Origin of the sequence: Pseudomonas sp. Irchel s3h17 (genome assembly GCF_900187505.1) — a bacterium.
GTDB lineage: Bacteria > Pseudomonadota > Gammaproteobacteria > Pseudomonadales > Pseudomonadaceae > Aquipseudomonas.
This window is the reverse complement of sequence record NZ_FYDL01000003.1, coordinates 42184-67834: the sequence shown is the minus strand read 5'-3', so window position 1 is coordinate 67834 and position 25651 is coordinate 42184. Positions and strand designations below refer to the sequence as shown.

Annotated in this window: 20 protein-coding genes and 1 pseudogene; 8 read left to right on the top strand and 13 right to left on the bottom strand. The window is 60.7% G+C overall.

Annotated elements, in window-relative coordinates:
• Positions 1–10: 10 nt before the first annotated feature.
• Both CKW25_RS04405 and hutU read right to left on the bottom strand, forming a co-directional pair.
• Positions 11–979: an ABC transporter substrate-binding protein gene (locus CKW25_RS04405; RefSeq protein WP_095077979.1), complete on the bottom strand. Its 969-nt coding sequence runs from the start codon at positions 977–979 to the stop codon at positions 11–13.
• A gap of 230 nt (positions 980–1209) precedes the next feature.
• Positions 1210–2892, bottom strand: a complete 1683-nt coding sequence (gene hutU, locus CKW25_RS04400) for a urocanate hydratase (protein ID WP_095077978.1) — start codon at positions 2890–2892, stop codon at positions 1210–1212.
• 452 nt (positions 2893–3344) lie between these two features.
• Between hutU and CKW25_RS27285 the strand changes: the two genes are divergently transcribed.
• Positions 3345–3503 carry a Tar ligand binding domain-containing protein gene (locus CKW25_RS27285; protein ID WP_143497260.1) on the top strand — a complete coding sequence of 53 codons (159 nt, stop codon included), beginning with the start codon at positions 3345–3347 and terminating at the stop codon, positions 3501–3503.
• 194 nt (positions 3504–3697) lie between these two features.
• Positions 3698–4981: a methyl-accepting chemotaxis protein gene (locus CKW25_RS04395; protein WP_371854740.1), complete on the top strand. Its 1284-nt coding sequence runs from the start codon at positions 3698–3700 to the stop codon at positions 4979–4981.
• A 6-nt stretch (positions 4982–4987) separates the two neighbouring features.
• Here the strand turns inward: CKW25_RS04395 and CKW25_RS04390 are convergent, their stop codons facing one another.
• Together CKW25_RS04390 and hutC are read right to left on the bottom strand one after the other, a co-directional pair.
• Positions 4988–5560, bottom strand: coding sequence for a HutD family protein (locus CKW25_RS04390; protein WP_095077977.1), 573 nt, complete (start codon positions 5558–5560; stop codon positions 4988–4990).
• A 9-nt stretch (positions 5561–5569) separates the two neighbouring features.
• Positions 5570–6238, bottom strand: coding sequence for a histidine utilization repressor (gene hutC / locus CKW25_RS04385; RefSeq protein ID WP_256577936.1), 669 nt, complete (start codon positions 6236–6238; stop codon positions 5570–5572).
• A gap of 187 nt (positions 6239–6425) precedes the next feature.
• On the opposite strand from hutC, the gene CKW25_RS04380 reads away from it, so the two are divergent.
• The gene (locus tag CKW25_RS04380; protein ID WP_095077975.1) at positions 6426–7790 is read left to right on the top strand and encodes a formimidoylglutamate deiminase; all 1365 of its coding nucleotides are present in this window, start codon (positions 6426–6428) and stop codon (positions 7788–7790) included.
• A 185-nt stretch (positions 7791–7975) separates the two neighbouring features.
• On the opposite strand, the gene CKW25_RS04375 is transcribed toward CKW25_RS04380, so the two are convergent.
• Entirely contained in the window at positions 7976–8545 is a 570-nt protein-coding gene (locus tag CKW25_RS04375; protein WP_095077974.1) for a lipocalin family protein, read from the bottom strand.
• A gap of 31 nt (positions 8546–8576) precedes the next feature.
• The gene (locus CKW25_RS04370; protein WP_095077973.1) at positions 8577–8831 is read right to left on the bottom strand and encodes a hypothetical protein; all 255 of its coding nucleotides are present in this window, start codon (positions 8829–8831) and stop codon (positions 8577–8579) included.
• Between the two features lie 280 nt (positions 8832–9111).
• On the opposite strand from CKW25_RS04370, the pseudogene CKW25_RS27280 reads away from it, so the two are divergent.
• From CKW25_RS27280 to CKW25_RS04350, 4 genes and pseudogenes are all read left to right on the top strand, one after another.
• Positions 9112–10146: pseudogene (locus tag CKW25_RS27280) on the top strand (cache domain-containing protein); the annotation flags it as partial.
• A gap of 63 nt (positions 10147–10209) precedes the next feature.
• Positions 10210–11004 carry a methyl-accepting chemotaxis protein gene (locus tag CKW25_RS27275; protein WP_371854738.1) on the top strand — a complete coding sequence of 265 codons (795 nt, stop codon included), beginning with the start codon at positions 10210–10212 and terminating at the stop codon, positions 11002–11004.
• Between the two features lie 97 nt (positions 11005–11101).
• Positions 11102–11374 (top strand): type II toxin-antitoxin system Phd/YefM family antitoxin, encoded by a 273-nt coding sequence (locus CKW25_RS04355; RefSeq protein ID WP_095077970.1) that lies wholly within the window; start codon positions 11102–11104, stop codon positions 11372–11374.
• Positions 11371–11703 carry a type II toxin-antitoxin system RelE/ParE family toxin gene (locus tag CKW25_RS04350; protein WP_095077969.1) on the top strand — a complete coding sequence of 111 codons (333 nt, stop codon included), beginning with the start codon at positions 11371–11373 and terminating at the stop codon, positions 11701–11703. The genes CKW25_RS04355 and CKW25_RS04350 overlap by 4 nt, the downstream gene beginning before the upstream one ends.
• Positions 11704–11716: 13 nt before the next feature.
• On the opposite strand, the gene CKW25_RS04345 is transcribed toward CKW25_RS04350, so the two are convergent.
• The 5 genes from CKW25_RS04345 to CKW25_RS04325 form a co-directional block, all read right to left on the bottom strand.
• On the bottom strand, positions 11717–12319 hold the full coding sequence (locus CKW25_RS04345; protein ID WP_095077968.1) for a DUF924 family protein: 603 nt from the start codon (positions 12317–12319) through the stop codon (positions 11717–11719).
• Positions 12320–12321: 2 nt separating this feature from the next.
• Positions 12322–13332 carry a class 1 fructose-bisphosphatase gene (locus CKW25_RS04340; RefSeq protein WP_095077967.1) on the bottom strand — a complete coding sequence of 337 codons (1011 nt, stop codon included), beginning with the start codon at positions 13330–13332 and terminating at the stop codon, positions 12322–12324.
• Positions 13333–13621: 289 nt separating this feature from the next.
• Positions 13622–14995 (bottom strand): DUF3999 domain-containing protein, encoded by a 1374-nt coding sequence (locus CKW25_RS04335; protein ID WP_095077966.1) that lies wholly within the window; start codon positions 14993–14995, stop codon positions 13622–13624.
• Positions 14992–18561, bottom strand: a complete 3570-nt coding sequence (locus CKW25_RS04330) for a DUF2339 domain-containing protein (RefSeq protein WP_095077965.1) — start codon at positions 18559–18561, stop codon at positions 14992–14994. Before CKW25_RS04330 ends, CKW25_RS04335 begins: the two co-directional genes overlap by 4 nt.
• A 128-nt stretch (positions 18562–18689) precedes the next feature.
• Entirely contained in the window at positions 18690–21140 is a 2451-nt protein-coding gene (locus CKW25_RS04325) for a glycogen/starch/alpha-glucan phosphorylase (RefSeq protein WP_095077964.1), read from the bottom strand.
• Between the two features lie 216 nt (positions 21141–21356).
• Here CKW25_RS04325 and CKW25_RS04320 point away from each other — a divergent pair, with 216 nt between their 5' ends.
• The gene (locus CKW25_RS04320) at positions 21357–21791 is read left to right on the top strand and encodes a YkgJ family cysteine cluster protein (protein WP_095077963.1); all 435 of its coding nucleotides are present in this window, start codon (positions 21357–21359) and stop codon (positions 21789–21791) included.
• Positions 21792–22001: 210 nt separating this feature from the next.
• Here CKW25_RS04320 and typA read toward each other — a convergent pair whose 3' ends face one another.
• Both typA and thiI read right to left on the bottom strand, forming a co-directional pair.
• Positions 22002–23822, bottom strand: a complete 1821-nt coding sequence (gene typA / locus CKW25_RS04315) for a translational GTPase TypA (protein ID WP_095077962.1) — start codon at positions 23820–23822, stop codon at positions 22002–22004.
• A 139-nt stretch (positions 23823–23961) separates the two neighbouring features.
• A complete protein-coding gene (gene thiI / locus CKW25_RS04310; protein ID WP_095077961.1) occupies positions 23962–25416 on the bottom strand; it encodes a tRNA uracil 4-sulfurtransferase ThiI in 1455 nt (484 codons plus the stop codon).
• Between the last annotated feature and the right edge of the window lie 235 nt (positions 25417–25651).

Genomic DNA, 25651 nt, shown 5'->3' with positions numbered 1-25651 from the left:
AAGGCTTGACCTACAAGGCCGCGTCGATTTTCTTGGCTGCGTCTTCACTCACCCAGGCGTGCCAGACTTCAGGATGTTCCTTCAGGAAGATCTTGGCCAGTTTTGGCGACTCGATCCGCTCTTTGGTCATGCGCGCCAGGTTCTGGTTCAGCAGATCGATAGGCAGGTTGACCTTCTCGAGCACGGTGACCAGTTCCGGAGCCTCGTCGTGGAAGGTCTTGGACAGACCGACCTTGATGTTCACGCTCTTGTCCACGCCTGGCTTCTCTTCCAGCTTCACCACGTCGATCTGGCCCATCAGCGGGGTTGGCGACCAGTAGTAGAACAGGATCGGCTCGCCACGCTTGTAGCTCGACAGTATGGCGGCATCCAGCGCCGGGCCGGTGCCTGGGCGGAAGTTGGTGTAGGTGCTTTCCAGGCCGTAGCTCTTGAGCATTTCGCTGTTGTCCAGCTCACAGGTCCAGCCAGCCGGGCAGTTATAGAAACGGCCCTTGGACGGCTCTTCCTGGTCCTTGAACACCGCGGCGTATTTACCCAGGTCGGCAATGTTTTTCAGGTCCGGCGCCTTGGCTTCCAGCTTGCGCTTGGCATCGCCTTCAATCACATAGCGCGGTACGTACCAGCCTTCGACGGCACCCACCACCGGCGCGCCGACACCGACGACCTTGCCGGCTTTCTCGGCCTTGTTCCAGACTTCGCTGCGGCCTACCCACTCCTCGGCGAAGACTTGAATATCGTTGCTGCCCAGGGCGTTCTCCATGGTGATGGAGTTGCCTGGCAGGCTGTCAGTCTTGCAGTCGTAGCCTTTCTCCAGTACCACCTGCATCACGTCGGTCAGCAGCATGGCGCTTTCCCAGTTCAGCCCGGCGAATTTCACCGGCTTGCCGGACTCACACCAGCCGGCGGCCTGAGAGGCGCCTGCGCTGGCCAACAGGCCCACGGAAATCAAAGTGCTCAGCAGAGTCTTGTTCATTTTCATTGTGTGACGCTCCTAATCAAGAATTGGCTTACGGCAGTCAAGAGGCATCCAGTCCTGTCCACGTCCAATTGAGCCAGTCCGCTGTAGCGCGGCGTGCTCCACTCAGCTTTTGTACGGTCACCGCCTTGATCTGCGGGCTATCGCCGGGACGATCGCCAACCTCTGCGGGCACTGCTACAGGCGCTGGCTTGCCTGACACGCGGACAAGCCAGCCCCTGCACGACCAGGTGTTACTTACCCGTGATCATCGGCAGGTTCAGACCCTGCTCTTTGGCACAATCGATCGCGATCTGGTAGCCGGCGTCGGCGTGGCGCATAACGCCAGTGGCCGGGTCGTTGTGTAGAACACGAGCAATACGCTCAGCTGCTTCATCAGTACCGTCGCAGACAATCACCATGCCCGAGTGCTGGGAGAAGCCCATGCCGACGCCGCCGCCGTGGTGCAGGGAAACCCAGGTCGCGCCGCTGGCGGTGTTGAGCAAGGCGTTGAGCAGTGGCCAGTCGGACACAGCGTCGGAACCGTCCTGCATGGATTCGGTTTCGCGGTTCGGGCTGGCAACCGAACCGGAGTCCAGGTGGTCGCGACCGATCACGATCGGTGCCGACAGCTCGCCGCTGCGTACCATTTCGTTGAACGCCAGGCCGAGCTTGGCGCGCAGGCCCAGGCCCACCCAGCAGATACGGGCCGGCAGGCCCTGGAAGCTGATGCGCTCGCGCGCCATGTCCAGCCAGTTGTGCAGGTGGGCGTCGTCCGGGATCAGCTCCTTGACCTTGGCGTCGGTCTTGTAGATGTCTTCGGCGTTACCCGACAGCGCCGCCCAACGGAACGGGCCGATGCCACGGCAGAACAGTGGACGGATGTAGGCCGGTACGAAACCCGGGAAGTCGAATGCGTTCTCGACGCCTTCTTCTTGCGCCATCTGGCGGATGTTGTTGCCGTAGTCGAAGGTCGGAACCCCCATTTTCTGGAAGTCCAGCATGGCCTTGACGTGCACGGCCATCGATTGCTTGGCGGCTTTCACCACAGCGGCCGGCTCGGTCTTGGCGCGAGCGCGGTATTCGTCCCAGGTCCAGCCGGCTGGCAGGTAACCGTTGAGAGGGTCGTGGGCGCTGGTCTGGTCGGTAACCATGTCCGGGCGTACGCCGCGCTTGACCAGTTCTGGAAGGATTTCAGCCGCGTTGCCCAGCAGGGCGATGGAAATCGCCTTGCCTTCCTTGGTGTATTTGGCGATACGCGCCAGAGCGTCGTCGAGGTCGGTGGCTTGCTCATCGACATAGCGGCTGTTCAAACGGAAATCGATGCTGACCTGTTGGCATTCAATGTTCAGCGAGCAAGCGCCGGCCAGCGTCGCGGCCAGAGGTTGAGCACCGCCCATACCGCCCAGACCCGCGGTCAGGACCCAACGGCCTTTCAGGTCATCGTTGTAGTGCTGGCGACCGGCTTCGACGAACGTTTCGTAGGTGCCTTGAACGATGCCCTGGCTGCCGATGTAGATCCAGCTGCCGGCGGTCATCTGGCCGTACATGGCCAGGCCCTTGGCATCGAGTTCGTTGAAGTGTTCCCAGCTCGCCCAGTGCGGCACCAGGTTGGAGTTGGCGATCAGTACGCGCGGGGCGTTGCTGTGAGTCTTGAACACGCCGACCGGCTTGCCGGATTGCACCAGCAGGGTCTCGTCGTCGTTCAGGTTGGTCAGGCTTTCGACGATCTTGTCGTAGCATTCCCAGTTACGCGCAGCACGACCGATACCACCGTAAACCACCAGTTCTTTAGGGTTCTCGGCGACTGCCGGGTCGAGGTTGTTCATCAACATGCGCAGCGGCGCTTCGGTCAGCCAGCTCTTGGCGGTCAGCTTGTTACCGCGAGCAGCGCGGATTTCAACGTCACGAAATTTTGTCGGCTTATTCTCAGTCACGAAAAGAACTCCTCAGTAATCAATCCAAACCAACCCAGGCAGTGGGCGAGCGAGCCAATGGGCAATCAATGCACATCGGCGAATCAGTGGACGACGGTCGAGTCTCCGTGACTCATACGCATACGTCTTTACTTGTACATACAAGCATATGCAATCAAGCGGCCAACTTGTTGGCAACCCGTTCAATAAAGTCCTGAACCTGGCTGAAACGCCCATGGGGAAAGGGTTTGGCGAGCGGCGATTTTTTCTGGAGGCGTTTTGCGAGGAGGTGACGAATGTTACTTGAGCGGGATTTTGCGCCACCCTGGGGCGTTCGGTAACACGCGAGACACAATTGAGTGCATTCAAGAAACACCCTGCAACCACATCAGAAGCGTCCCACTCCACCTCTATCAATCCTCGCCGACTTCGTAAGCAACACCCTTTGATGCCACTCACGCGAGGAACACCCTATGAAACAGTGGAAAGTCAGAACCCATCTCCTGCTGCTTGCCGGCACCCTGCTGACCAGCTTGATGTGCATCGGCGCACTCGGGCTGTACGGGATGCGCTCCACGGTCCAGGACTGGAGACGGTTTACCTCGACCGGGTCATCCCGCTGCAGGACTTGAAGAAAATTGCCGAGCTGTATTCCGTCCGGATCGTCGACGCCATACACAAGGCCCGGGACGGCGCCTACACAGCAGCACAAGCCGCTGAACAGATCAGCCTGGCGTTACCCGAGATCGAACAACGCTGGCTCAGCTACCAGTCGACGCAGTTGATTGCCGACGAAGTGCAACTGATCAGCGAAATCACCCCGTTGATGCAGGCAACCGAAGCTCCGCTACGGCACTTGCAGACGCTACTGAACCGCAGCGATCTCTCAAGCCCGAGCCTGGAGCACTTCGCCGCCCGACAGCTCTACCCCTTGATAGACCCGTTGACCTCGCTGTTTTCGCAACTGACCGACGTTCAACTGGAAGAGGCCCGAAAACAGTACGAGCTCAGCCACGCTCGCTACGAGTTCTATATGAAGCTGGAGGTGATTGTCCTGGCGTTGACGCTGCTGTTCGCAAGCCTCTACGCCGCGATGTTCTGCGCCAGACTGGTTCGCTACCTGGGCGCCGAGCCCCACGAACTGGCCGCCATCAGCACACACATCGCTCAGGGCCAGCTCTTCGATCCGCCCACCATCACCGCAACCACTACGGGGGTCATGCAGTCCGTCGAGGCAATGCGGCGTAGCCTGCGCACCATGATCGGCAAAATTCGCGAGGCCTCGCGGCACATCGAGGCCTCGACGAGAAGCCTCGGCACCTCGTCCGAGCAAGGCCTGAAACAGGCCGCCGAACAAACCAGTGCAGCGTCTTCCATTGCCGCGGCCGCTGAACAGATGTCGGCCAATATCACCCACATCGCCGAGAGTGCCGTGCAAGCGCGCGATACCACGCAAAAAGCCGAACAGATCACCGTCCAAGGCATTGCCACCATGGACCGATCCATCATCGAAATGCAGAAAATCGCGCAATTGGTGACCCAGACATCGAGCGATCTCGATCAACTGACCCGGCATTCCAACGCCATCGGAAAAATCGTCGACGTGATCCACAACATCGCCGAACAGACCAACCTGCTCGCACTCAATGCCGCCATCGAGGCCGCCCGGGCCGGGGATCAAGGCCGCGGGTTTGCCGTGGTTGCCGAAGAAGTACGGGAGCTGGCGATCCGCACGACCCGGTCCACCGCCGAGATCGTGACGCTGGTGAGTACCATCCAGAGCGGCATGCGCAAAGCGAACAACAGCATGAGCGCCGGTCGTGAGCGGGTGCTGCAGGGCCAGCAACTGATCGACAGCGCCGGCGCGTCCATGAATGATGTAAAAAGCGCGCTGGATGAGTCACTCGACGCGGTCAGCCAGATCTCCCACGCCTTGCAGGAGCAGCGTGCAGCCAGCGAAGACGTCGCGCGCAATGTGGAAACCGTCGCACAGCGCGTTGAGGAAAATGTCTCGGCACAACAGGACGTCGTGACAACCACTCACGCGCTCAAGCGGATGTCGAGTGAACTGGAAGAAACCGTTCGAGGCTTCATCCTCGAACGGGAATAACCGGCATTACCGGTGCTGCGTCAACTCGATTACGCAGCACGGGCCATTGACGGACATTTCCAGCAAACCGGTGTTACCGTCCAGTTGCAGGCAATCATGGCGACCCAGTTGCCGGGCGCCTTCACTCAGCTTCACTTCAAGTTGCTCGGTGACACTGAACACCAACACGCTGCCCGCTGAAGTAAAGAAACGCCGCTCACCGTCCAGCCACTGTAACCGTGCGCCAAAACGCTTTGGCGCATAGATCAGGTTGAAGTCACGTATCGCCCCACCCAGCAGTGTGCAGGACACCTGGCTCTCGCCACTGAAGGCAAAGGGATCCAGCGGTAACAGGGGGCGCGCGTCCTGGCCGTCGACGGTCAAGCTCATGCCGTCTCCTTGCAGCACAGTGATGACCCGTTGATACCCTGCGAACGTGGAAAAGCCGCCCGACTCACCGATATCGGCAATCGACAGGCGCCAGCCGAACCCGTCCAGGCCCGTGCCCGCATCGCGGGTGATTTCTTCGGTGCTACCGCCGCCGTTTTTCCACGGCATGCGCGGATAATCAGCCGCGCGCAAGACCTTCAACTGACTCATTTACGCCTCTCACTTATGAAACCGCCCTTCCAGGCGATGACGGGAACCGGGGTGGATCAAACGAGCGGCGGTCACCGGCTGACGACCCGACCAGGTGCGGCGACGAATCAGCAGGCACGGCTCGCCCTTTTCGATTTGCAGCAGTTTGCATTCGCTCGACTCGGCCAGGATCGCCTCTACGACGTGCTCGCCCTCCGTCAACGGCGCCACCTGGTTCAGGTAGGCGTATGGCGTTTGCACGGTGAAGTCCTGCTTGAGGTAGTCCGGCGCCACCAGCGCGTTGACGAAGCGATCCTCGATTTGCACCGGGATGTCGTTTTCGTAGTGCACGATCAGCGAATGGAAGACCTTCTGCCCTTCACGCATGTCCAGCGCCAGGGCGCGCTCGGAACCGGCGGCTTCTTCTTCCAGGGTAATGACCTGGCACGTGTGGCGATGGCCACGGGAGGCGATTTCGTCGGCGATGTTGTGCACTTCAAACAATGCAGACTGGCTCTTGGGTTCGGCGACAAAGGTGCCGACGCCCTGCATGCGCACCAACAGGCCGTCCGCCGTCATCTCGCGCAGCGCGCGGTTGATGGTCATGCGACTGAAACCCAACTGGCTGACCAGCTCGCTTTCCGACGGCACACGGTAGTGCGGCGGCCAGTTCCCACTGTCGATTTGCTGGGTGATCATCTGTTTGACGCGGGCGTACAAGGGCGCCGGACTGTCGCCCAGATTGGCACTCAGCGGCGTGATGGCAGGCGGAGTCGGCACAGGAAATCCTTGTTGATTGATGAAGGTGACTAGCTTGCCGGAGTTTACCGAGCAGGCAAACGTCTGTATATGTATATACAAATAACACACGATGGGGTGCTGAACCATGTCCGCCTTCTTTGCCGAACGCGCGTTACTGCCTAGTGGATGGGCCAACAATGTACGTCTAGAGGTCAGTGCCGATGGCCTGCTGACCCACATCCAGGCCGATGCGAGCGCTGAAGGCGCCGAACGATTGAGTGGTCCTGTGCTGCCGGGCATGCCGAACCTGCACTCCCACGCGTTCCAGCGGGCGATGGCCGGCCTGGCCGAAGTGGCCGGCAATCCGAACGACAGCTTCTGGACCTGGCGCGACCTGATGTATCGCCTCGTCGGAAAAATCAGCCCGGAACAACTGGGGATCATCGCTCGCCAGCTGTACATCGAAATGCTCAAGGCCGGCTACACCTCGGTCGCCGAATTCCATTACGTGCACCACGACCACAACGGCCAGCCTTACGCGGACCCGGCCGAACTGTCGCTGCAGATCAGCCAGGCGGCCAGTGCCGCGGGGATAGGCCTGACCTTGCTGCCGGTGCTCTACAGCCACTCCGGGTTTGGTGGCCTGGCACCGAACGACGGCCAGCGGCGCTTTATCAACAGCACGGAAAACTACCTGAGCCTGCAAGCACGCCTGCAACCGATCCTGGCGCAGCAAGCGGCGCAAACCCTGGGAGTGTGTTTCCACTCGTTGCGCGCGGTCACGCCACAACAAATCAGCGAAGTACTGGCGGCCAGCGACAAGCAGTGCCCGGTGCACATCCACATCGCCGAACAGCAAAAGGAAGTCGACGACTGCCTGGCCTGGAGCGGTCGCCGTCCACTGCAATGGCTCTACGAGAACACCGACGTCGATCAACGCTGGTGCCTGGTCCACGCCACCCACGCCAACCCGGAAGAAGTCAGCCTGATGGCCAGGAGTCGCGCCATCGCCGGCCTGTGCCTGACCACCGAAGCCAACCTGGGCGACGGGATTTTCCCGGCCGTGGATTTCCTCGCCCAAGGCGGACGCCTGGGCATTGGCTCTGACAGCCATGTATCGCTGAGTGTGGTGGAAGAACTGCGTTGGCTGGAATACGGCCAGCGCCTGCGCGACCAACGCCGCAATCGCTTGTATGGCACCCATCAGCCGATGGTCGGTCGCACCCTGTACGACGCCGCGCTCGATGGCGGCGCGCAAGCCCTGGGCCAGCCGATAGGCGCCCTGGAGGTCGGCAAGCGCGCCGACTGGCTGGTACTCGACGGCAACGACCCTTACCTGGCGACCGCCAGTGGCGACGGGATCCTCAACCGTTGGTTGTTTGCCGGCGGCGACCGTCAGGTGCGCGACGTACTGGTCAATGGCAAGTGGGTGGTGCGCGACGGGCATCATGCTGGCGAGGAAGAAAGCAGCCGGGCCTTCACCCAGGTACTGCGCAACCTGCTCGGCTGATCGCCGGGACTGGCAAGGGCTTTTGTGGCGAGGGAGCTTGCTCCCGCGGGGTTGCGAAGCAACCCCAAGCTCAGTCAATGTGTTCCTGGCAAAGGAATTCGACAGCCGGACTGCGACTGCTACGCCCGGGCGCGGACCGGCCGGCGGGAGCAAGCTCCCTCACTACAGGGTTTCACCGCAGCCGCTTACTTCGAGGTCTGTGCCATCTTGGTGTCCGACACCCGCCAGATCAGGCGTGTGGTGTCGTAACCCTGCTGACGCGCCCTGCTCAGCAATTCTTCACGGGTATCGGCATTGACTTCGGGCTTGCGCGACAGCAGCCAGAGGTAACGGCGATCAGGGTTGCCGACAATCGCCGTCTGGTAGTCGTCACTGACGTACAACACCCAGTAATCGCCCTTGAATCCACCTGGCAACAGGCGGGTAAACCAGTTATCGAAGTTCACCCACAGCTTGTCGGCCTTGCCCGGAACCTGCGGCGTCGCGGTGCCCCGGACCTCTTCCCACGTCCACTCAGGCGTCAGGCAGCGATTGAGCACATCCATGTCACCGTCCGGCTTGAGGGCGTAGTGGGCTTCGGACTGCGCGCAATTACGCTGGAAGTACATGGGCATGCGCGCCAGCTCGTACCACTTGCCCTGGTAACGCTTGAGGTTGACGCTGCTGGCCGTTTTCGGCGCAAGCGAATCATTGCCAGAAGTGGCGCAGCCGGCCAACAACAGACCGGCCAAAAGAGCTATTACTAACCGCATCATTATTCTTCTCCCGTGGGCACATAGCCCCGGTTTACTTCAGGCCTTGTCCGGAAAACATCAACACTTTGTCACCGGCGAATTGCACGCTGATAAAGCTGTTCTTATCGCCCCAGGTGCAGCTGGACATGCCCAGCGCGCCGGAACAATCGGCAGGTTTTCCCAACAGTGTTTCGACTTCGACCTTGGGCATGCCCGCCGACAGTTTCGAGTAGTTTTCCTGGTTGACCTTGCTGCAGGCGGCTAACAGCACGCAAAACGACAGCAAGGCGATAGTACGCAGCGACATGGTGAAACTCCTGGAAAGAGGGGAAGGCATGGCTGCCAACCAGAAGCTTAGAAGAGAAAATCCCCTTCTGGTTCCCACCGCCGCCGGGTATTTCTTGAACGGTGGCCTGTGCATTTTTCCCGTAAATCAGACACTTTCTCGCGCCAGCCAACATTTCGTCGGTTTTCGCCAAACCCGCCTAATCTTTGGCGCCGACCTGTCGACATAGAAGCAGCGCCTGGCCTCGACCGAGGCAATTTGACGCACCTCGCTGATCAGTCCTCCCGCGGTAGCTCCTCTAATGACCAGAAACATGAAGTTCAGCCACAAGATCCTGCTCGCCGCTGCCCTTGTGGTGGCCGTTGCGTTTGCCTGTTTCATCCTGTTCAACGACTACCGCCAGCGCCAGACCCTGCGCGCCAGCACCGATTCCTCGATGCAGGAACTCGGCAGCCTGACCACCAGCAACATCCAGACCTGGCTGGAAAGCCGCATGCAGCTGCTGCAGTCGCTGGCCCAGCAAGTGGCCGTCGACGGCCCGGCACTGGACGCTCTCAAACGCACGGTCGGCCTGCCGGCGTACACCAGCAACTTCCAGTTGAGCTACTTCGGCGGTGCCGACGGCGTGATGTTCTCGGTGCCGGCCGGTAATCGCGCGGCGGACTACGACCCGCGCGCCCGTGGCTGGTACAAGGCCGCCAACAGCGCACAGCAGACCATCGTCACCGAACCCTACATCGCCGCGTCCTCGGGCAAGCTGGTGATCACCGTGGCTACCCCGGTACGCCATCAGAACCAGATGATCGGCGTGGCCGGGGCCGACATCGACCTGGGCAACGTCAGCGCGATCATCAACTCGCTGGACTTCGATGGACACGGCCACGCCTTCATCGTCAGCGCCGACGGCAAGATCCTCATTCACCCCGACAGCAAACTGGTACTCAAAAGCCTTTCCGAAGCCTATCCGAGCGGCGCGCCAAAGATCAGCCCAGGCATGCAGGAAGTCGAGGTCAACGGCAAGACCCAGTTCATCTCGTTCACCCACGTCAACGGCGTGCCCTCGGCCGACTGGTACGTGGCCCTGGTGCTCGACCAGGACACCGCCTTCTCCATGCTCAGCGAGTTCCGCACCTCGGCGATCATCGCGATGCTGATTGCCGTGGTGATCATCATCGCCCTGCTGGGCATGCTGATCCGCGTGCTGATGCAGCCCCTGCTGACCATGGGCCGGGCCATGCACGACATCGCCGAAGGTGAAGGCGACCTGACCAAGCGCCTGACCATTCATGGCCATGACGAATTCGGCGCCCTGGGCACTTCGTTCAACCGTTTCGTGGAGCGGATCCACACCTCGATCCGCGAAGTGTCGTCAGCCACCGGCCAGGTCAACGAAGTGGCCATGCGGGTCGTCAGCGCCTCCAACTCATCGATGTTCAATTCCGACCAGCAAGCCTCGCGCACCAGCAGCGTCGCGGCGGCAATCAACCAGCTCGGGGCCGCCGCCCAGGAAATCGCCCAGAACGCCGCCCTCGCGTCGCAACACTCCAGCGACGCCCGTAGCCTGGCCGAGGACGGTCAGCAGGTGGTGGATAAAACCATCACGGCGATGCAGCAGCTGTCCGCCAAAATCAGCGACTCGTGCGGCAACATCGAGACACTGAACAGCAACACCGTGAACATCGGGCAGATTCTCGAGGTGATCACCAGCATCTCGCAGCAAACCAACCTGCTGGCCCTCAACGCCGCGATCGAAGCCGCTCGCGCCGGTGAAGCCGGACGCGGCTTCGCCGTGGTCGCCGACGAAGTGCGCAACCTCGCCCACCGCACCCAGGATTCGGCGCAGCAAGTGCAGAAGATGATCGAAGAACTGCAAGTCGGTGCCCGTGAGGCCGTCGCGATCATGACCGACAGTCAGCGCCAGAGCGAAAGCAGCGTCGGCATCGCCAACCAGGCCGGCGAACGCCTGGGCAGCGTGACCCAGCGCATCGGCGAAATCGACGGCATGAACCAGTCGGTCGCCACCGCCACTGAAGAACAGACCGCCGTGGTCGAGTCGATCAACGTCGACATTACCGAGATCAACACACTGAACCAGGAAGGCGTGGAAAATCTGCAATCGACCTTGCGGGCCTGTGCCGACCTTGAGCAGCAGGCGGCGCGGTTGAAGCAGTTGGTGGGTAGTTTCAGGATCTGAACTGCAGGGCGCACGCTATGTGCGCCTGTCCTGAAGGACTGACGAAGGACTGAATTAAGACTAAACTCAGTCCTATCGACGAGCGGAACCCCATCTCATGAAGCTTTCATCTCAAATCAAACCGATCAGTTACCTGAAAAGCCACACTGCCGAAATCGTCAAGACGATTACTGAGAGCCGTGAGCCTTTGGTCATCACCCAGAATGGTGAAGCAAAGCTTGTGGTCATGGATGTGAAAAGCTTTGAGGAGCAAGAAGACACGATGGCCCTGTTAAAGCTTCTGGCGATGGGTAATCGTGAAATTGAAGAGGGCAAATTCCGGGAGGCTGAAGATGTCTTTGCCGAACTGGACAGGGTCGAACATCAATGAGCTTCAAGGTCGTCCTTCTTCAATCCGCCGAACTGGATTTAAAGGAACTTCGTACCTATCTCACCAGACAGTTCTCTACCCAAGCCTGGCAGGCCACCTACAACGATCTGAAAGCCGCCATACGTCGCGTGGGAGACTCGCCCTATGCCGGGTCGATCCCTGAAGAAATCGAAAAGCTCAATCTCCACCAGTATCGACAGATACTCTCAGGAATGAACCGCATCATCTATGAAGTGAGAGCACAGATGGTCTACGTCCATATCATTGCCGACACACGGAAAAATCTACCGACATTACTGATGAAGCGACTGCTTCAAGGAAATCCGTGAACGCGCAGCAGGTTTAGAACCGCGATCCAGGCTGCGAAAGAAACGCGACTTCCTCGACCGTCGATTCCCTGCCCAACACCGCATTGCGGTGGGGAAAGCGTCCAAACCGGGCGATGATTGCCTGATGCCGTTCGGCGTAATCGAGGTTATCGGCAAACACCGCGCGTTCCGCCTCGGGTTGTTCGGCCAGCAACTGCGCAAAGCGCGAAATCGCCTCGTTCTGCACCGCCAGGTGCTCGCAATGCTCGAACACCAGGTAGATGAACACCTGCTGGATCGGCCGCAACTGCCGGTCGAAATCCGCGGCAATACCCTGCGCCACGAGCTTTTGGGCACGCAGATCACCGGCATAGGATTTGGGGTTTTCGCGAAAGATCATTCGCGGTAACTGGTCGAGCAACAACACCAGGGCCAGCCAACCTTCGGGACGTTGCGTCCACTCGGTCAATCCGCCGGCCAGTGCCTGTTCCACCAGGTCCCCGAAACGCGTGCGCGCTTCGAGATCCTGGCTGTCACGCTTACCGAACCACAACCTGCCCTGCTGTGCCGCCACCTCACTGGCGCTGTCGGCTGAACCGAACCACCAATCAAGCAACGGCTGCCAGGGCGCGGTCATGGTTACTCCTTGTGGTAAGCCGTGACGCGTTCAACTTCCTGCTTCGAGCCCAGGAACACCGCTACGCGCTGGTGCAGGCCTTCAGGCTGGATGTCGAGGATGCGCTGGTGACCGTTGGTGGACGCGCCGCCGGCCTGTTCAACCAGGAACGACATCGGGTTGGCTTCGTACATCAAGCGCAGTTTGCCCGGCTTGGAAGGCTCGCGGCTGTCACGTGGGTACATGAACAGGCCACCACGGGTCAGGATGCGGTGTACGTCGGCTACCATCGCGGCGACCCAACGCATGTTGTAGTTCTTTTTCAGCGGGCCTTCTTCGCCCGCCAGCAATTCGCCGACATAGCGTTGTACCGGCGCTTCCCAGTGACGCTGGTTGGACATGTTGATCGCGAATTCCTGAGTGGACTCCGGGATTTTGATGTCTTCGTGGGTCAGCACGAAGCTGCCCATTTCACGGTCCAGGGTAAAGCCTTTCACACCATCGCCCAAGGTCAGCACCAGCATGGTCTGTGGACCGTAGATCGCGTAACCGGCGGCTACCTGCTGGGTACCTGGCTGCAGGAAGGCCTTTTCGTTCAAGGCTTCGTTCTGGCTCAGGTGTTCGTTCGGGCAACGCAGCACCGAGAAGATCGTACCGACCGGTGCGTTGATATCGATGTTCGACGAGCCGTCCAGCGGGTCGAATACCAGCAGGTAGGCGCCTTTAGGGTACTTGCCCGGGATCTGGTAGGCATTGTCCATTTCTTCGGACGCCATGCCGGCCAGGTGACCGCCCCACTCGTTGGCTTCGAGCAGGATCTCGTTGGAGATCACGTCGAGTTTCTTCTGCACTTCGCCTTGCACGTTTTCAGTGTCCATGCTGCCCAGGACACCACCCAGGGCGCCTTTGGAGACGGCGTGGCTGATTTCCTTGCAGGCACGCGCTACCACTTCAATCAAAAAGCGCAGATCGGCAGGGGTGTTGTTGCTGCGGGTCTGCTCAATCAAATAGCGACTCAAGGTAACGCGGGACATGGACGGCTCCGGAGGAATGGGGGCTAAAAACCCGCGCAGTTTAACGCGAGTCGATGCGCAATTGTTCCTATCAGACGAGATTCGCTCAATAGAGTTCATGCGCGGGGATGAGCGTAGTTCGAATCGAAAGGGTCGTGGCGTGAGGATTGACAGAAAATCGGCGGCTTTGGCCAACAAACAGGCCGTCTTCGCCAGCCCGCTCACTCCCGCACAGATCGGCATCGCCTTGGCGAACACGATCAACGGCGGGAGCGAGTGTGCTCGCGATGGGGTGCCAAGGTACCCTCATTCAGGACTTGGCAGGCGGCTTGCGCAGCAAACTGAACGCCATCGCCGCCAGAAACACTACGCTCAGCAACAACACAGCCCACAAGCCGATTTTCTTCCAGTTCGTCGCCGGGGCAGCCGATGGCGCCGGCACTGTCGCCTGCGTGACTGCAACCCCGCCATCCACCGAGGCCTGCCCCAGGGTCGTCAGGCGCTCGGGCCGGTAATCAGGAATCAGCGTCGCCAGCGGCAAGTTCGCCGCTTTCACCGTCGCGTTACCCAGCGCCAGGGTGTACGGCCCGGCTCCTCGTGCAAGGAACACCAACTGCGTCGAGCGTACGGCATAACGTACCTTCGGAGCCTCGGCCCCCAGTCCGCCGCCACGCTCATCCACGGTCAGCTTCAACTGTTGCACGACATGGCCGGGCAGCTGCAGTTGATTTTGCACCACGTCCTGTCCGTTCTGTGTCAGGCGATAGAGCAAGCCGCTGCTCAAGGCCTGCCATGGCAGGCTGGTTTCTCGACGCCCTTCCAGGGTCACCGGTGCCAGGCTGTTGGCCTCGCCCAGTTCGACCTCGACACGCTCGACCCGCAGGCCCATCGGCAGCTGCCAGGTGTATTCACCGTCCCTCAAACGGCTACCGAACAACGGCCCGGACCAGACCAGGGGTTGCGCGACCGCACTGGAGCTGGCGCTTTTCAATTGCACCGAGGTCAATGCCGGGGCCGTCTCCGGGGCCTGCCACAACAGGCGCAAGTAACGCGCGCGCTGCCCTGGCAAACCGACTTCGTGCTGTTCGACCCGCTCGTCGGCAAATGACAAGCGCGCGACCTGCCCTTCTCCCCACGCGTGCCACCGCTGCAGGTCGTCGCTGGCCTCGATGCTGAAGCGCTGGAAGCCATCGCGCTCACTGGTCCAGTCGAGGATCAACTGCTGCAAGGGTGCCTTGATCGCGCTGGCGTCCAGCAACCAGCCACGCAGCACTTCTTCGCCGGCCTCCAGTTGACTCGATGGCTGAACCTCCACCAGCGTGCCATTGGCACTGGATTGCACCCGCACGCCTGGCACCCCGTCGCTGGCATCCGCGGTGTCGTACAGCGGGAACCACTTCACCTCATTCAGCACACCCTCGTCACCGTCCGGTGCCTGCTCCCGCGCCAGTGAATAGGCCTGCGCTTCACCGTTGCCGTTGAACACCCGCACATCACCGAGATCGGTCTGGCGCGCGCTCAACTGCACGTCCAGCGGCAACGACAGGCGATACCAGGGCCCTTCGCCGCTCAGGCTCAACGGCACTTGCGTGGTGAAGTCCGCGGGCACTTCCTGTGCCTGGACCGACAATGCCATACAGAATCCAACAACACCCAGCCAGCCCGGGTTCAACTTCATGTTCAAGACGACGCTCCTTCAGATTCATTGCCCGGTGCCTGCGGCCCGGGTACAGCATCGACACGCTTGGGTGGCAGCGGGGCAAAATAGCCCACGACCAACAACAAGACGCCCACGCCGATAAACGACACGATCCGTGCCAGCCCGCCACGGTTGCTCAATTCAACAAAGATCAACTTGGCGACCACCAGGGCGATCAATGCCGCCCCCACCAACCATACTTCCCGACGATGACGCAGATGCCCGCCGATCATCAAACTCAAGGCAATCAGCGTCCAGACGATCGACAGCCCCGCCTGCACCAGCATCGACTCCAGCAAGGCATCCAGTTCGAACGGCACCCCGCCCCACTGGTGCGCACTGCGCATCACCAAGGCCGTGAAGAAGACGAACAGCGAAACCCCGGCCACCCCCTCAGTCGCCGCTGCGGCGTAGGGCGAGCGAATCGACAACTGGCCGAGCGCACTGCGCGACCAGGCATACACGCCGAACAAGGCAAACAACAAGCCGATTTCCAGTGGATTAAACAACGGCACATAGGGCAAAGGCTCGGCCGTGCCGTCGCTGGCAATGTTCGCCAGCCAGAACCAGCCGAGCATCAGCAGTGCCAGCGGCAGTGCGGCATACACGCGGTACTCACGGGCATGGGCCGACACCGGCCACGGCCAGGCACGAGGCGCAGCCATCAGCAGCAGATACAGGCTCGGCAGAATGGCCCAGCCCAGCCAGCGCCAGGCGTTGTACTGCTCGGACAACACCAGCAGGCCATAACGCAACTCCAGCGCCAATACCGTGATCAGCAACCAGCAGCCCAGCACATGGGCCGTGCTCGACACGCGTGGCGGGAGCATCGCAGCCATACGCCGCAGCGAGATGAAATGCACCGCGAACACCGCCAGCCAGGCCAGCCAGCCAACGTCGGCCGCCGGGTGATAACGCGAATGCCAGGCCGCGACCAGCACCACCGACGCTGCGGGAGCCAGCAAACAGCCAAGAATGCCCAGCGACGGCCATTGCAAGCGCAACGCCAGCCACGTCCACAGCGCGACACTCAACGCCGAGAAGCCCAGCAACAGCGGGGCCTGCAGGTGCGGCGGCGCGAACCGCAATACCTCGGTGACCACGGCCAACGCCCACCAGGCCGCGCCCCACACCAGCAACAACTCGGACAGACGCCCTAGACTCAACGCATCGAACGCGCTGGCGTGCTGGCCAAACTGCAAGCGCCAGGCGCCAACCATGGCCGCCAGACCCAACACCATGGGCGTCCAGAACCCGCTATGGCCCAATGGCCGCAAACCTTCACTGGCGAGGGGACCAAGCAGCCCGGGGGCGGCGATCAGAAACGCCGCGCCACCCGTCACCTGTAACAACAAACCGAAGACAAAGCTCACCCGCTGCTGCAAGTACAGGCTCAACCAGATGATCAACAGACCGCTGGCGGCCCACACCGCACTCGCCGTCTGCCAGGGCAAGACGAACAGCACCGCCAGGTTGATCAGCAGCAACCCGGCCAGCAACACCAGCGACAAACCCCGCAGCAGGCGCACATCACTGCGCACCATGTCATCGCGAGCGGCGAACAACATGCCGCCGATCAACGCCAGGCCGATCAGCGAAGCCGTCATCAGTCCACTCCAGCCGGCACCGAGCACGGCCGTCGAATCGTCGTTGGCGCCGTGCAGGCGCAGCAGAAACAACACACCACCCAGCAGTTGCACGGCAAACGCGGCGAACAGGAACGTGCGCGATTGCAGGCGCAGGCCGACGAACAAGGTCACCAGGCCGGCCAACGCCCAACTGATCGCCGTGCCGTGGGTGAAGAAAAACAGCGGCGCCAGCAGATAGAGAAAGGTCAGGCCGGCGCAGGCCAGCACCGGCAAACCCTTTCTTTCCCAGGCATGGGTGTGCTCAGGGGAAGCGCTGCGCAACTGATGGAAGCTGAACAGCAACGCCGCACCGAGCATCAACGCACCCAGCGGTGGGCCGTCGAGCAGGCTGCCACCGCCGAAACCCAGTTCACTGAGGAAGGCCAGCGCCGCCCCCAGTTGCAGCAACAAGGCAAAGGCCCGGGCCAATGGTCGATGCTGACGCAAACCGAGCCAGTAGATCCCCGCCCCCTCCACCGCCCAGGCCGCCGCGGTCCAGCGCGCCTCCAGCGCCAATGGAATCGCCAGGCTGGCGAAAATCACCCCCAGCGCCAGGCAGGTTTCCGCCAACAGCAAGGCGCGGCCACCGCTGAGCAAACGCGCCAGCCCCATATAGACGAAGCCCAGCACCAGGGCGCTGAAGGCGGTGGCGAACTCCAAGTGTTGAACCAGCGCAAACTGCAGGCCGAAGCCCACCAGCGGCGGGCCGAACAGCATCGTGCCGTCGACATAATCGCCCTTGCTTGCGGACCAGCGCAGCAGCGCCTCACGGCTGTCATCCTCTGGCCCGTCGCCCAGCGCCTGCAATTTACGCCGGGCGAACAACAGGCCAATGGCCAGGTACATCAGGAAAAACAGGACCAGAAACGGCTCGGTGCTCCACAGCAGTTCCGGCGTATAGGAACGCAGGCCCCAAGCGAAACCGATGCCGAAGGTGCCGGCAAAGCCGATCAGGTTAAGCAGCCGCCAGGCCTTGAACCAGGCAATGGCCAGGATGCCGGCATTGAGCAGGGTGAAATAGCTGAACAGCGCGACATGATTGCCGGCACCCGTGGAGGTCAGGATCGGCGCGGCAAAGCCACCCAGCGCGGCCACGCACGCCAGGGCCAGGGAGTCTTGAGTGATGGCCAGAATCGCCGAGAACAGCGTCACGACCACCAGCAGTCCCAAGGCCGCCGTCGGGTCGAGCAACGGGTGCAAGCGCATGGCGGCGAACACCGTCAGGTACAACACCGCGATCCCGGTACCCTGCAGCATCAGCGCGTACTGGGTGTTGCGGTGTCGCAGCCACCAGCCCAGGCCAAGCAAGGCCAGCGCAGCGGCGGCAACGCCGGCGTAACGCAGTTCAATCGGTACCACCATGCCTTCGGTGGCGTAGCGCAGCAGGAACGCCAGGCCGAAGAACAACAACACCACGCCCACCCGCAGCACGGTATTGCCGCCGAACAGCCAATTGCGCGCAGCCACGATGGCGCGCTGGATCAGATTCGGCCCACGGGGTTCGGCGGGGGACTGCGGCTGAGCGGGTTGTGCCACCCACGGATCGACCGGCTCAGGAGTGATCGCGGTCTGTACCGTGGCCATTTCGGGCGGCAATTCCCAGACCAGCTCCTGCAGCGCAGGCACGGGTTCCGACAGGGGAGCTTGCTCAACGACGATTTCGGATGAAGGCGCTGGCTCAGTGACGGGTATTGCACCCGTGCCGCCGGTTTCGAGCAAGGCAAGCCGCTGCTCGACCGCGCCCAGGGCCACCTTCGCCAGCTCCAGCTGACGCTGCTGCTCGCCCGCTTGCGCATTCAGGCGCCGCAGCACAAGCGTCTGGCCGATACCCAGGCCGATCAGCGCGCCAATGAACGCGTCGCCGAAGGACTCATCCAGTATCCAGCCCAGCCCCCACCCAATCAGCATGAACATCCATTGCATGGTCGATATCCCTAAGCGGCCCATGGCAGGGCGAATCCGGGCAGTCCCGCGACCCGGTGCAACTGCTGCTTAGTATATCGATACGGCTCAACAACCGTTGGGCCGGGGCGCAAAATTGTTACACCCCCCTACTCCAACGCCTTCCAGATATCCGTGGCGTACTCGCGAATGGTCCGGTCAGAGGAAAACCAGCCCATTCGCGCGCTGCTGAGTACCGCCGAGCGCCACCACTCCTTCGAATCGTGCCAATGGGCGTCGACCCGCATCTGCGCGGCCCAGTAAGACTCGAAGTCGGCGCAGACCAGGAAGCGGTCGTATTCGATCAACGAATCGATCAGCCCGGTGTACCGCATCGGATCATCCGGCGAGAACACCCCGCCCCGGATCGCTTGCAGGACATCGCCAAGCCGATGGGAAGCGGCGATGTCCGGTGCGGCATGAAACTCGTGGTTCTGTTTACGCGCCTCGACCTGCTGGGCGCTCAGGCCGAAGATGAACATGTGTTCGGCACCGATGCGCTCGCACATTTCCACGTTGGCGCCGTCCAGGGTGCCGATGGTCAACGCACCGTTGAGGCCGAATTTCATGTTGCTGGTGCCGGAGGCCTCGAAGCCCGCGGTAGAAATCTGCTCCGACAGGTCGGCCGCCGGAATGATGCTCTCCGCCAGGCTGACGTTATAGTTGGGCAGGAACACCACTTTCAGCAGGCCGCGCACCGTCGGGTCGTTGTTCACGGTACGGGCGATGTCGTTGGTCAGCTTGATGATCATCTTGGCCTGGTGATAACTGGCCGCTGCCTTGCCGGCGAAGATCTTCACCCGCGGCACCCAGTCCACTTCCGGCTCGGCACGTATCGCCTGGTACAACGCCACGGTATGCAACAGGTTGAGCAACTGGCGCTTGTATTCATGAATCCGCTTGACCTGCACGTCGAACATCGCCGCCGGATTGACCGCGACCCCCAGGCGTTCGTGGATCAGATAGGCCAGGGCCTTCTTGTTGTGCAGCCGCTGCTCGGCGAACTGCTTGCGGAACGCGGTTTTTTCGGCAAACGCCTCCAGGCCAGCCAACAGCTGCTCCGGATCATCCAACAGCTCTGGGCCTAATGCATCGACCATCATCGAGGTCAGTTCGGGGTTGGCCTGGTAGAGCCAGCGGCGAAAGGTAACGCCATTGGTCTTGTTGTTGATGCGTGCCGGGTACAGCTTGTGCAACTCGGAAAACACGGTTTCGCGCATCAGCTGGGTGTGCAGGCCCGACACGCCGTTGACACTGTGGGAGCCCAGAAAGGCGAGATTGCCCATGCGCACCCGCCGGCCGTTGTCTTCTTCGATCAACGACACCGCGCGCAGCACGTCGAAATCGTGGATGCCCTTGGCCCGCAGCGAGTCGATGTGATGGGCATTGATCAGGTAAATGATCTGCATGTGCCGGGGCAGCATCCGCTCCATCAACCCCACCGGCCAGGTCTCCAGGGCCTCGGGGAGCAACGTGTGGTTGGTGTAGGACAAGGTGCCGACGGTGATCTGCCAGGCCGTCTCCCACGCCACGTCATACACATCGACCAGTTGACGCATCAGTTCGGCCACGGCAATCGAGGGGTGGGTGTCGTTGAGCTGGATCGCCGCATGATCCGCCAGGGTCAGCACCGAGGTGTGCATGTTGCGATGGCGGCGCAGCAAGTCCTGCAGGGACGCGGCGACGAAGAAGTACTCCTGGCGCAGGCGCAGTTCCTGCCCTGCTTCGGTGCTGTCGGCCGGGTAAAGCACCCGGGAGATGCTTTCGGCGCGAGCCACTTCAGCCACGGCCCCCAGGTGGTCGCCGGCATTGAAGCGCTCCAGGTGCAATTCTTCCATGGCCCGCGCCCGCCACAGGCGCAAGGTGTTGACGCTCGCCCCGCGCCAGCCGACCACTGGCGTGTCATACGCCACCGCCCGCACGGTCTCCACAGGCGACCAGATCTGCTTGCTCTTGCCGTTGGCATCGACAACCGTGGCGACGCTGCCGCCAAAACCGATCGGGTAGATCACCTCTGGCCGCTCGAACTCCCAGGGGTTGCCGAAATCCAGCCAATGCTCGGTCTGCTCCTGCTGCCAGCCATCGACAATCGCCTGGCGAAACAATCCGTGCTCGTAGCGAATACCGTAGCCGTGGCCGGCGATGCCGAGGGTCGACATGCTTTCCATGAAACACGCCGCCAGGCGACCGAGACCTCCATTGCCCAGCGCCGCGTCCGGCTCCAGCAGCCGAATGCGCTCCAGGTCCACGCCCAGCTCGGTCAGGGCTTCGCGGGCAACGTCGAGCAAACCGAGATTGCTCAGGCTGTCGTAGAGCAGGCGACCGATCAGGAACTCCAGCGAGAGGTAGTACACCCGCTTCTGACCCTTGCGGTAGATCTGGCGGGTGTGATCCATCCAGTGCTCGACCATGTGATCACGCGCCGCCAGGGCGATGGCTTCGAACCAGTCATGGTCGAAGGCGTGATCCGGGTCCTTGCCCACTGCATAAGTGAGTTTGGTCAGGACGGCTTCGCGGAATGCGGCCACCTCAGCTTCGCGAACTAGTGGTTCTTGAGTCATCGATAGGACCTCGGGCGAGCATGGAATTGACTGAGCCTAGACGGTCTGACAAACGGCGCAGGCGCTGGTTCGGGTGTTTTACGCAATAACCTGAATTGAGCGGTTCAGGGGCAAAAGGATGCAGGGGCCGTGCCGGAACCTTGAAAAAGTTGTTCAAAAAACCACCAATCCCGTATGATCCCGCGCCCGGATACAACGCTACCCCTTGGAAACCTGATGAAGCCTCAACTGATCGCCGCCGCGGAACTCGACCGTCTCGAGACCTGGCAGAAATACTCCAGCCATATGTGCGGCGGCTGCGTGTCCAGCTGCTGCACGCTGCCGGTCGAGGTCAAGATCAAGGATCTGATCCGCATCGGCATCGTTGATGAGTTCGAACGCGGCGATCCGCCGAAGAACATCGCCAAGCGCCTGCAAAAGGAAGGGATCGTCGAGCGTTACAACCAGAAGTCGGAAATCTTCACGCTCCAGCGCATGAGCAACAACGATTGCCTGTACCTGGATCGTAAGAGCCGTTTCTGCACTATTTATGACAAGCGCCCGGATACCTGCCGCAACCACCCGAAAATCGGCCCGCGGCCGGGGTATTGCGCGTACAAGCCCAAGGAAGTGGTACGCGAGACCAAGCTGCGGACACTGGACAAGTTCTGATCCGAAGCCTGTTACCTGTGGCGAGGGAGCTTGCTCGCGCTTGAGTGCGCAGCACTCACAAAATCGACGTTAGCTGCAAATATCCTGGGGCCGCTACGCAGCCCAGCGCGAGCAAGCTCGCTCGCCACAGACATCGCACAAATCCCGGACAAACAAAAACGCCCCCGACCGCAAGGTCGGGGGCGTTTTTTTGTCAGCTAACTAAATGACTTAGTTACCGGACTTCTTCGCAGCGCGGGTACGCTCGCTTTCGCCCAGGATCTTCTTGCGAAGACGGATGGACTTAGGAGTCACTTCACACAGTTCGTCTTCTTGTACGAACTCCAGAGCTTGCTCCAGCGAGAACTTGACAGGCGGAACCAGTGCGATGGTTTCGTCTTTACCCGAAGCACGCATGTTGTCGAGCTTCTTGCCTTTAGTCGGGTTCACACCCAGGTCGTTGTCGCGGCTGTTCAAGCCAACGATTTGACCTTCGTAGATGTCCTGGCCGTGTTCAACGAACAGCTTGCCACGGGCCTGCAGGGTTTCCAGCGAGTAAGTCAGTGCCTTACCAGTGGCAACCGAAACCAGTACACCGTTCTGACGGCCGGACATGTCGCCGGACTTCATCACGTCGTAACGGTCGAAGATCGAGGTCAGGATGCCGCCACCGGAGGTCAGGGTCAGGAACTCGTTACGGAAACCGATCAGGCCACGAGCCGGGATGTTGTACTCAAGGCGCACACGGCCCTTGCCATCCGGAACCATGTTGGTCAGGTCGCCCTTACGCAGGCCCATTTGCTCCATGATCGCGCCCTGGGATTCTTCCGGCAGGTCGATGGTCACGTTTTCGTACGGTTCGTGCTTGACGCCATCAACCATGCGGATGATCACTTCAGGACGACCAACACCCATTTCGAAGCCTTCGCGACGCATGGTTTCGATCAGTACCGAGAGGTGCAGCTCACCACGGCCGGAGACCTTGAACTTGTCAGCCGAGTCGCCTTCTTCAACGCGCAGTGCAACGTTGTACAGCAGCTCTTTGTCCAGACGTTCCTTGATGTTACGGCTGGTGACGAACTTGCCTTCACGGCCGCAGAACGGCGAGTCGTTAACCTGGAAGGTCATCGAAACGGTTGGCTCGTCAACGGTCAGCGGCTTCATCGCTTCGACGTTCAGTGGGTCGCACAGAGTGTCGGAGATAAACAGCTGGTCGAAGCCGCTGATGCAGACGATGTCGCCGGCAGCTGCTTCTTCAACGTCGATGCGGTGCAGACCGTGGTGACCCATCAGCTTCAGGATACGACCGTTACGGCGCTTGCCGTCGGCGTCGATCGCCACAACCTGGGTGTTCGGCTTGACGCGACCACGAGCGATACGGCCAACGCCGATAACACCCAGGAAGCTGTTGTAGTCCAGTGCCGAGATTTGCATCTGGAACGGGCCATCGCGGTCGACTTTCGGCGCAGGTACGTCGTCGATGATCGACTGGTACAGCGGAGTCATGTCTTCAGCCATGTTGGTGTGTTCAAGACCAGCAATACCGTTCAGGGCCGAGGCGTAGACGACTTTGAAGTCCAGCTGTTCTTCGGTGGCACCCAGGTTGTCGAACAGGTCGAAGATCTGGTCCAGAACCCAGTCCGGACGCGCGCCTGGACGGTCAACCTTGTTGATTACCACGATTGGACGCAGGCCGGCTTCGAAAGCCTTCTTGGTCACGAAACGGGTTTGCGGCATAGGGCCGTCTTGAGCGTCAACCAGCAGCAGAACGGAGTCGACCATCGACATTACGCGTTCAACTTCGCCGCCGAAGTCGGCGTGGCCCGGGGTGTCCACGATGTTGATGTGGTAGCCGTTCCAGTTGATGGCGGTGTTTTTCGCCAGAATGGTAATACCGCGCTCTTTCTCCTGGTCGTTGGAGTCCATCACGCGCTCGTCGTTGAGCTCGTTGCGCTCCAGGGTGCCGGATTGACGCAAGAGTTTGTCTACCAGGGTGGTTTTACCATGGTCAACGTGAGCAATGATGGCGATGTTGCGTAGATTTTCGATCACTTGTGTATCTCGATCAGAGGATTCGGTGTGCTGACAAGTCTTGGCAGCGATTTACAGTAGAGTCAGGCCTTGCCGTTACAGCTTGACGGCAGAGTCGGGGGGCCGGTGACGCAGGCCACAGGCATACAGCCCCGGGCTCTTAGCTCGGTCGATAAACGCGCACATTGGCATGCCCCTCACTGAGCAAATGGTGGGCATGCAGGCGACTCATCACGCCTTTGTCGCAATACAGCAGGTACTGGCGAGTAGGGTCCAGTTCCTTGAAACGAGCGTTCAGTGCATAAAACGGCATCGTTTGTACTTCGACGCCAGCCAAGTCCAGCGGGTCGTCTTCAGCGGCATCCGGGTGACGGATATCGATGACGATCTGACCGGCCAGCGCTTCGCTGACTTCTTCAATCTGCAAGTCCTGGCCCAACTCGTCGATCACCCGATCGATCGGCACCAGCTTGGCGTTCTCGAGCGCACGCTCAAGTACCGCCATGTCGAACTGTTGTTCTTCGTACTCCACGCGCGGACGCTTGGCGTGAGTCTTGGGGTTCACCGAGATGACCCCGCAGTATTCCGGCATGTGCTTGGCGAAGTCGGCGGTGCCGATTTCGTTGGCCAGGTCGATGATGTCCTGCTTGTGACTGGCGATCAGCGGGCGCAATACCAGCTTGTCCGTCACGCAGTCGATCACCGACAGGTTCGGCAGCGTCTGGCTGGAAACCTGGGAGATCGCCTCACCGGTGACCAGCGCCTCGATCTCCAGTCGATCGGCGATTCGGGACGCAGCGCGTAACATCATACGCTTCAATACTACGCCCATATGACTGTTATCGACTTTGCCGAGAATTTCTCCCAGCACTTCCTCGAACGGCACACTGACAAATAACACGCGCTGGGAGCTGCCGTACTTCTTCCAGATGAAGTGCGCGACTTCCATCACGCCCAACTCGTGGGCACGCCCGCCGAGATTGAAGAAGCAGAAGTGCGCCATCAACCCGCGACGCATGATCTGGTAGGCCGCGACAGTGGAATCGAAACCGCCGGACATCAGTACCAGGGTCTGTTCCAGCGCGCCCAACGGATAACCGCCGATGCCGTTGTGCTGGTTGTGAATCACGAACAACCGTTTGTCGCGAATTTCGATGCGGACTTCGATTTGCGGCTCTTTCAGGGAAATCCCGGCGGCGCCGCACTGACGACGCAGCTGGCTGCCGACGTATTTCTCGACGTCCATCGAACTGAATTCGTGCTTGCCGGCACGCTTGCAGCGCACCGAAAAAATCTTCCCGGCCAGCGCCTCGCCGAAGTGCAGCTTGCACTTGGCGACGACGTCGTCGAAGTCGCCCAGCGGGTACTCGTCGACCTGCAGGAAATGCGCGATACCCGGCATGCAGCTCAGGCGCTCGGTCATGTCCTTCAAGGCTTTGGGGTCGGTGACGTGCGTTTCCAGCTCGAGATTGTCCCACACGCCGTTCACCACCACGGCCGGGTCCAGATCGCGGAGCACGGCACGGATGTTCTTGGCCAACTGACGGATGAAACGCATCCGTACCGGGCGGCTTTTGATGGTGATCTCGGGGAAGACTTTTACGATTAGTTTCATGAAAACAGCACGCGCACGGCCAGCCGAAAAAGGGGGGCGCGGATTATAGCGGAAATTGCTCAAGGTTTAACCAGTTAATATGCAGAAGGTTTTCGATGCACCAAAACGGGTCATTTACGGCAGCTGACGCTACATTAGAGGGCGCTATTTTTCGTATTTCAGGGCTTTGCGCCTTTATAAGCGTGATATTGGGGCAGAAAACCCAAGTCGGGGCACTGGCATGCAATTTGCTCCC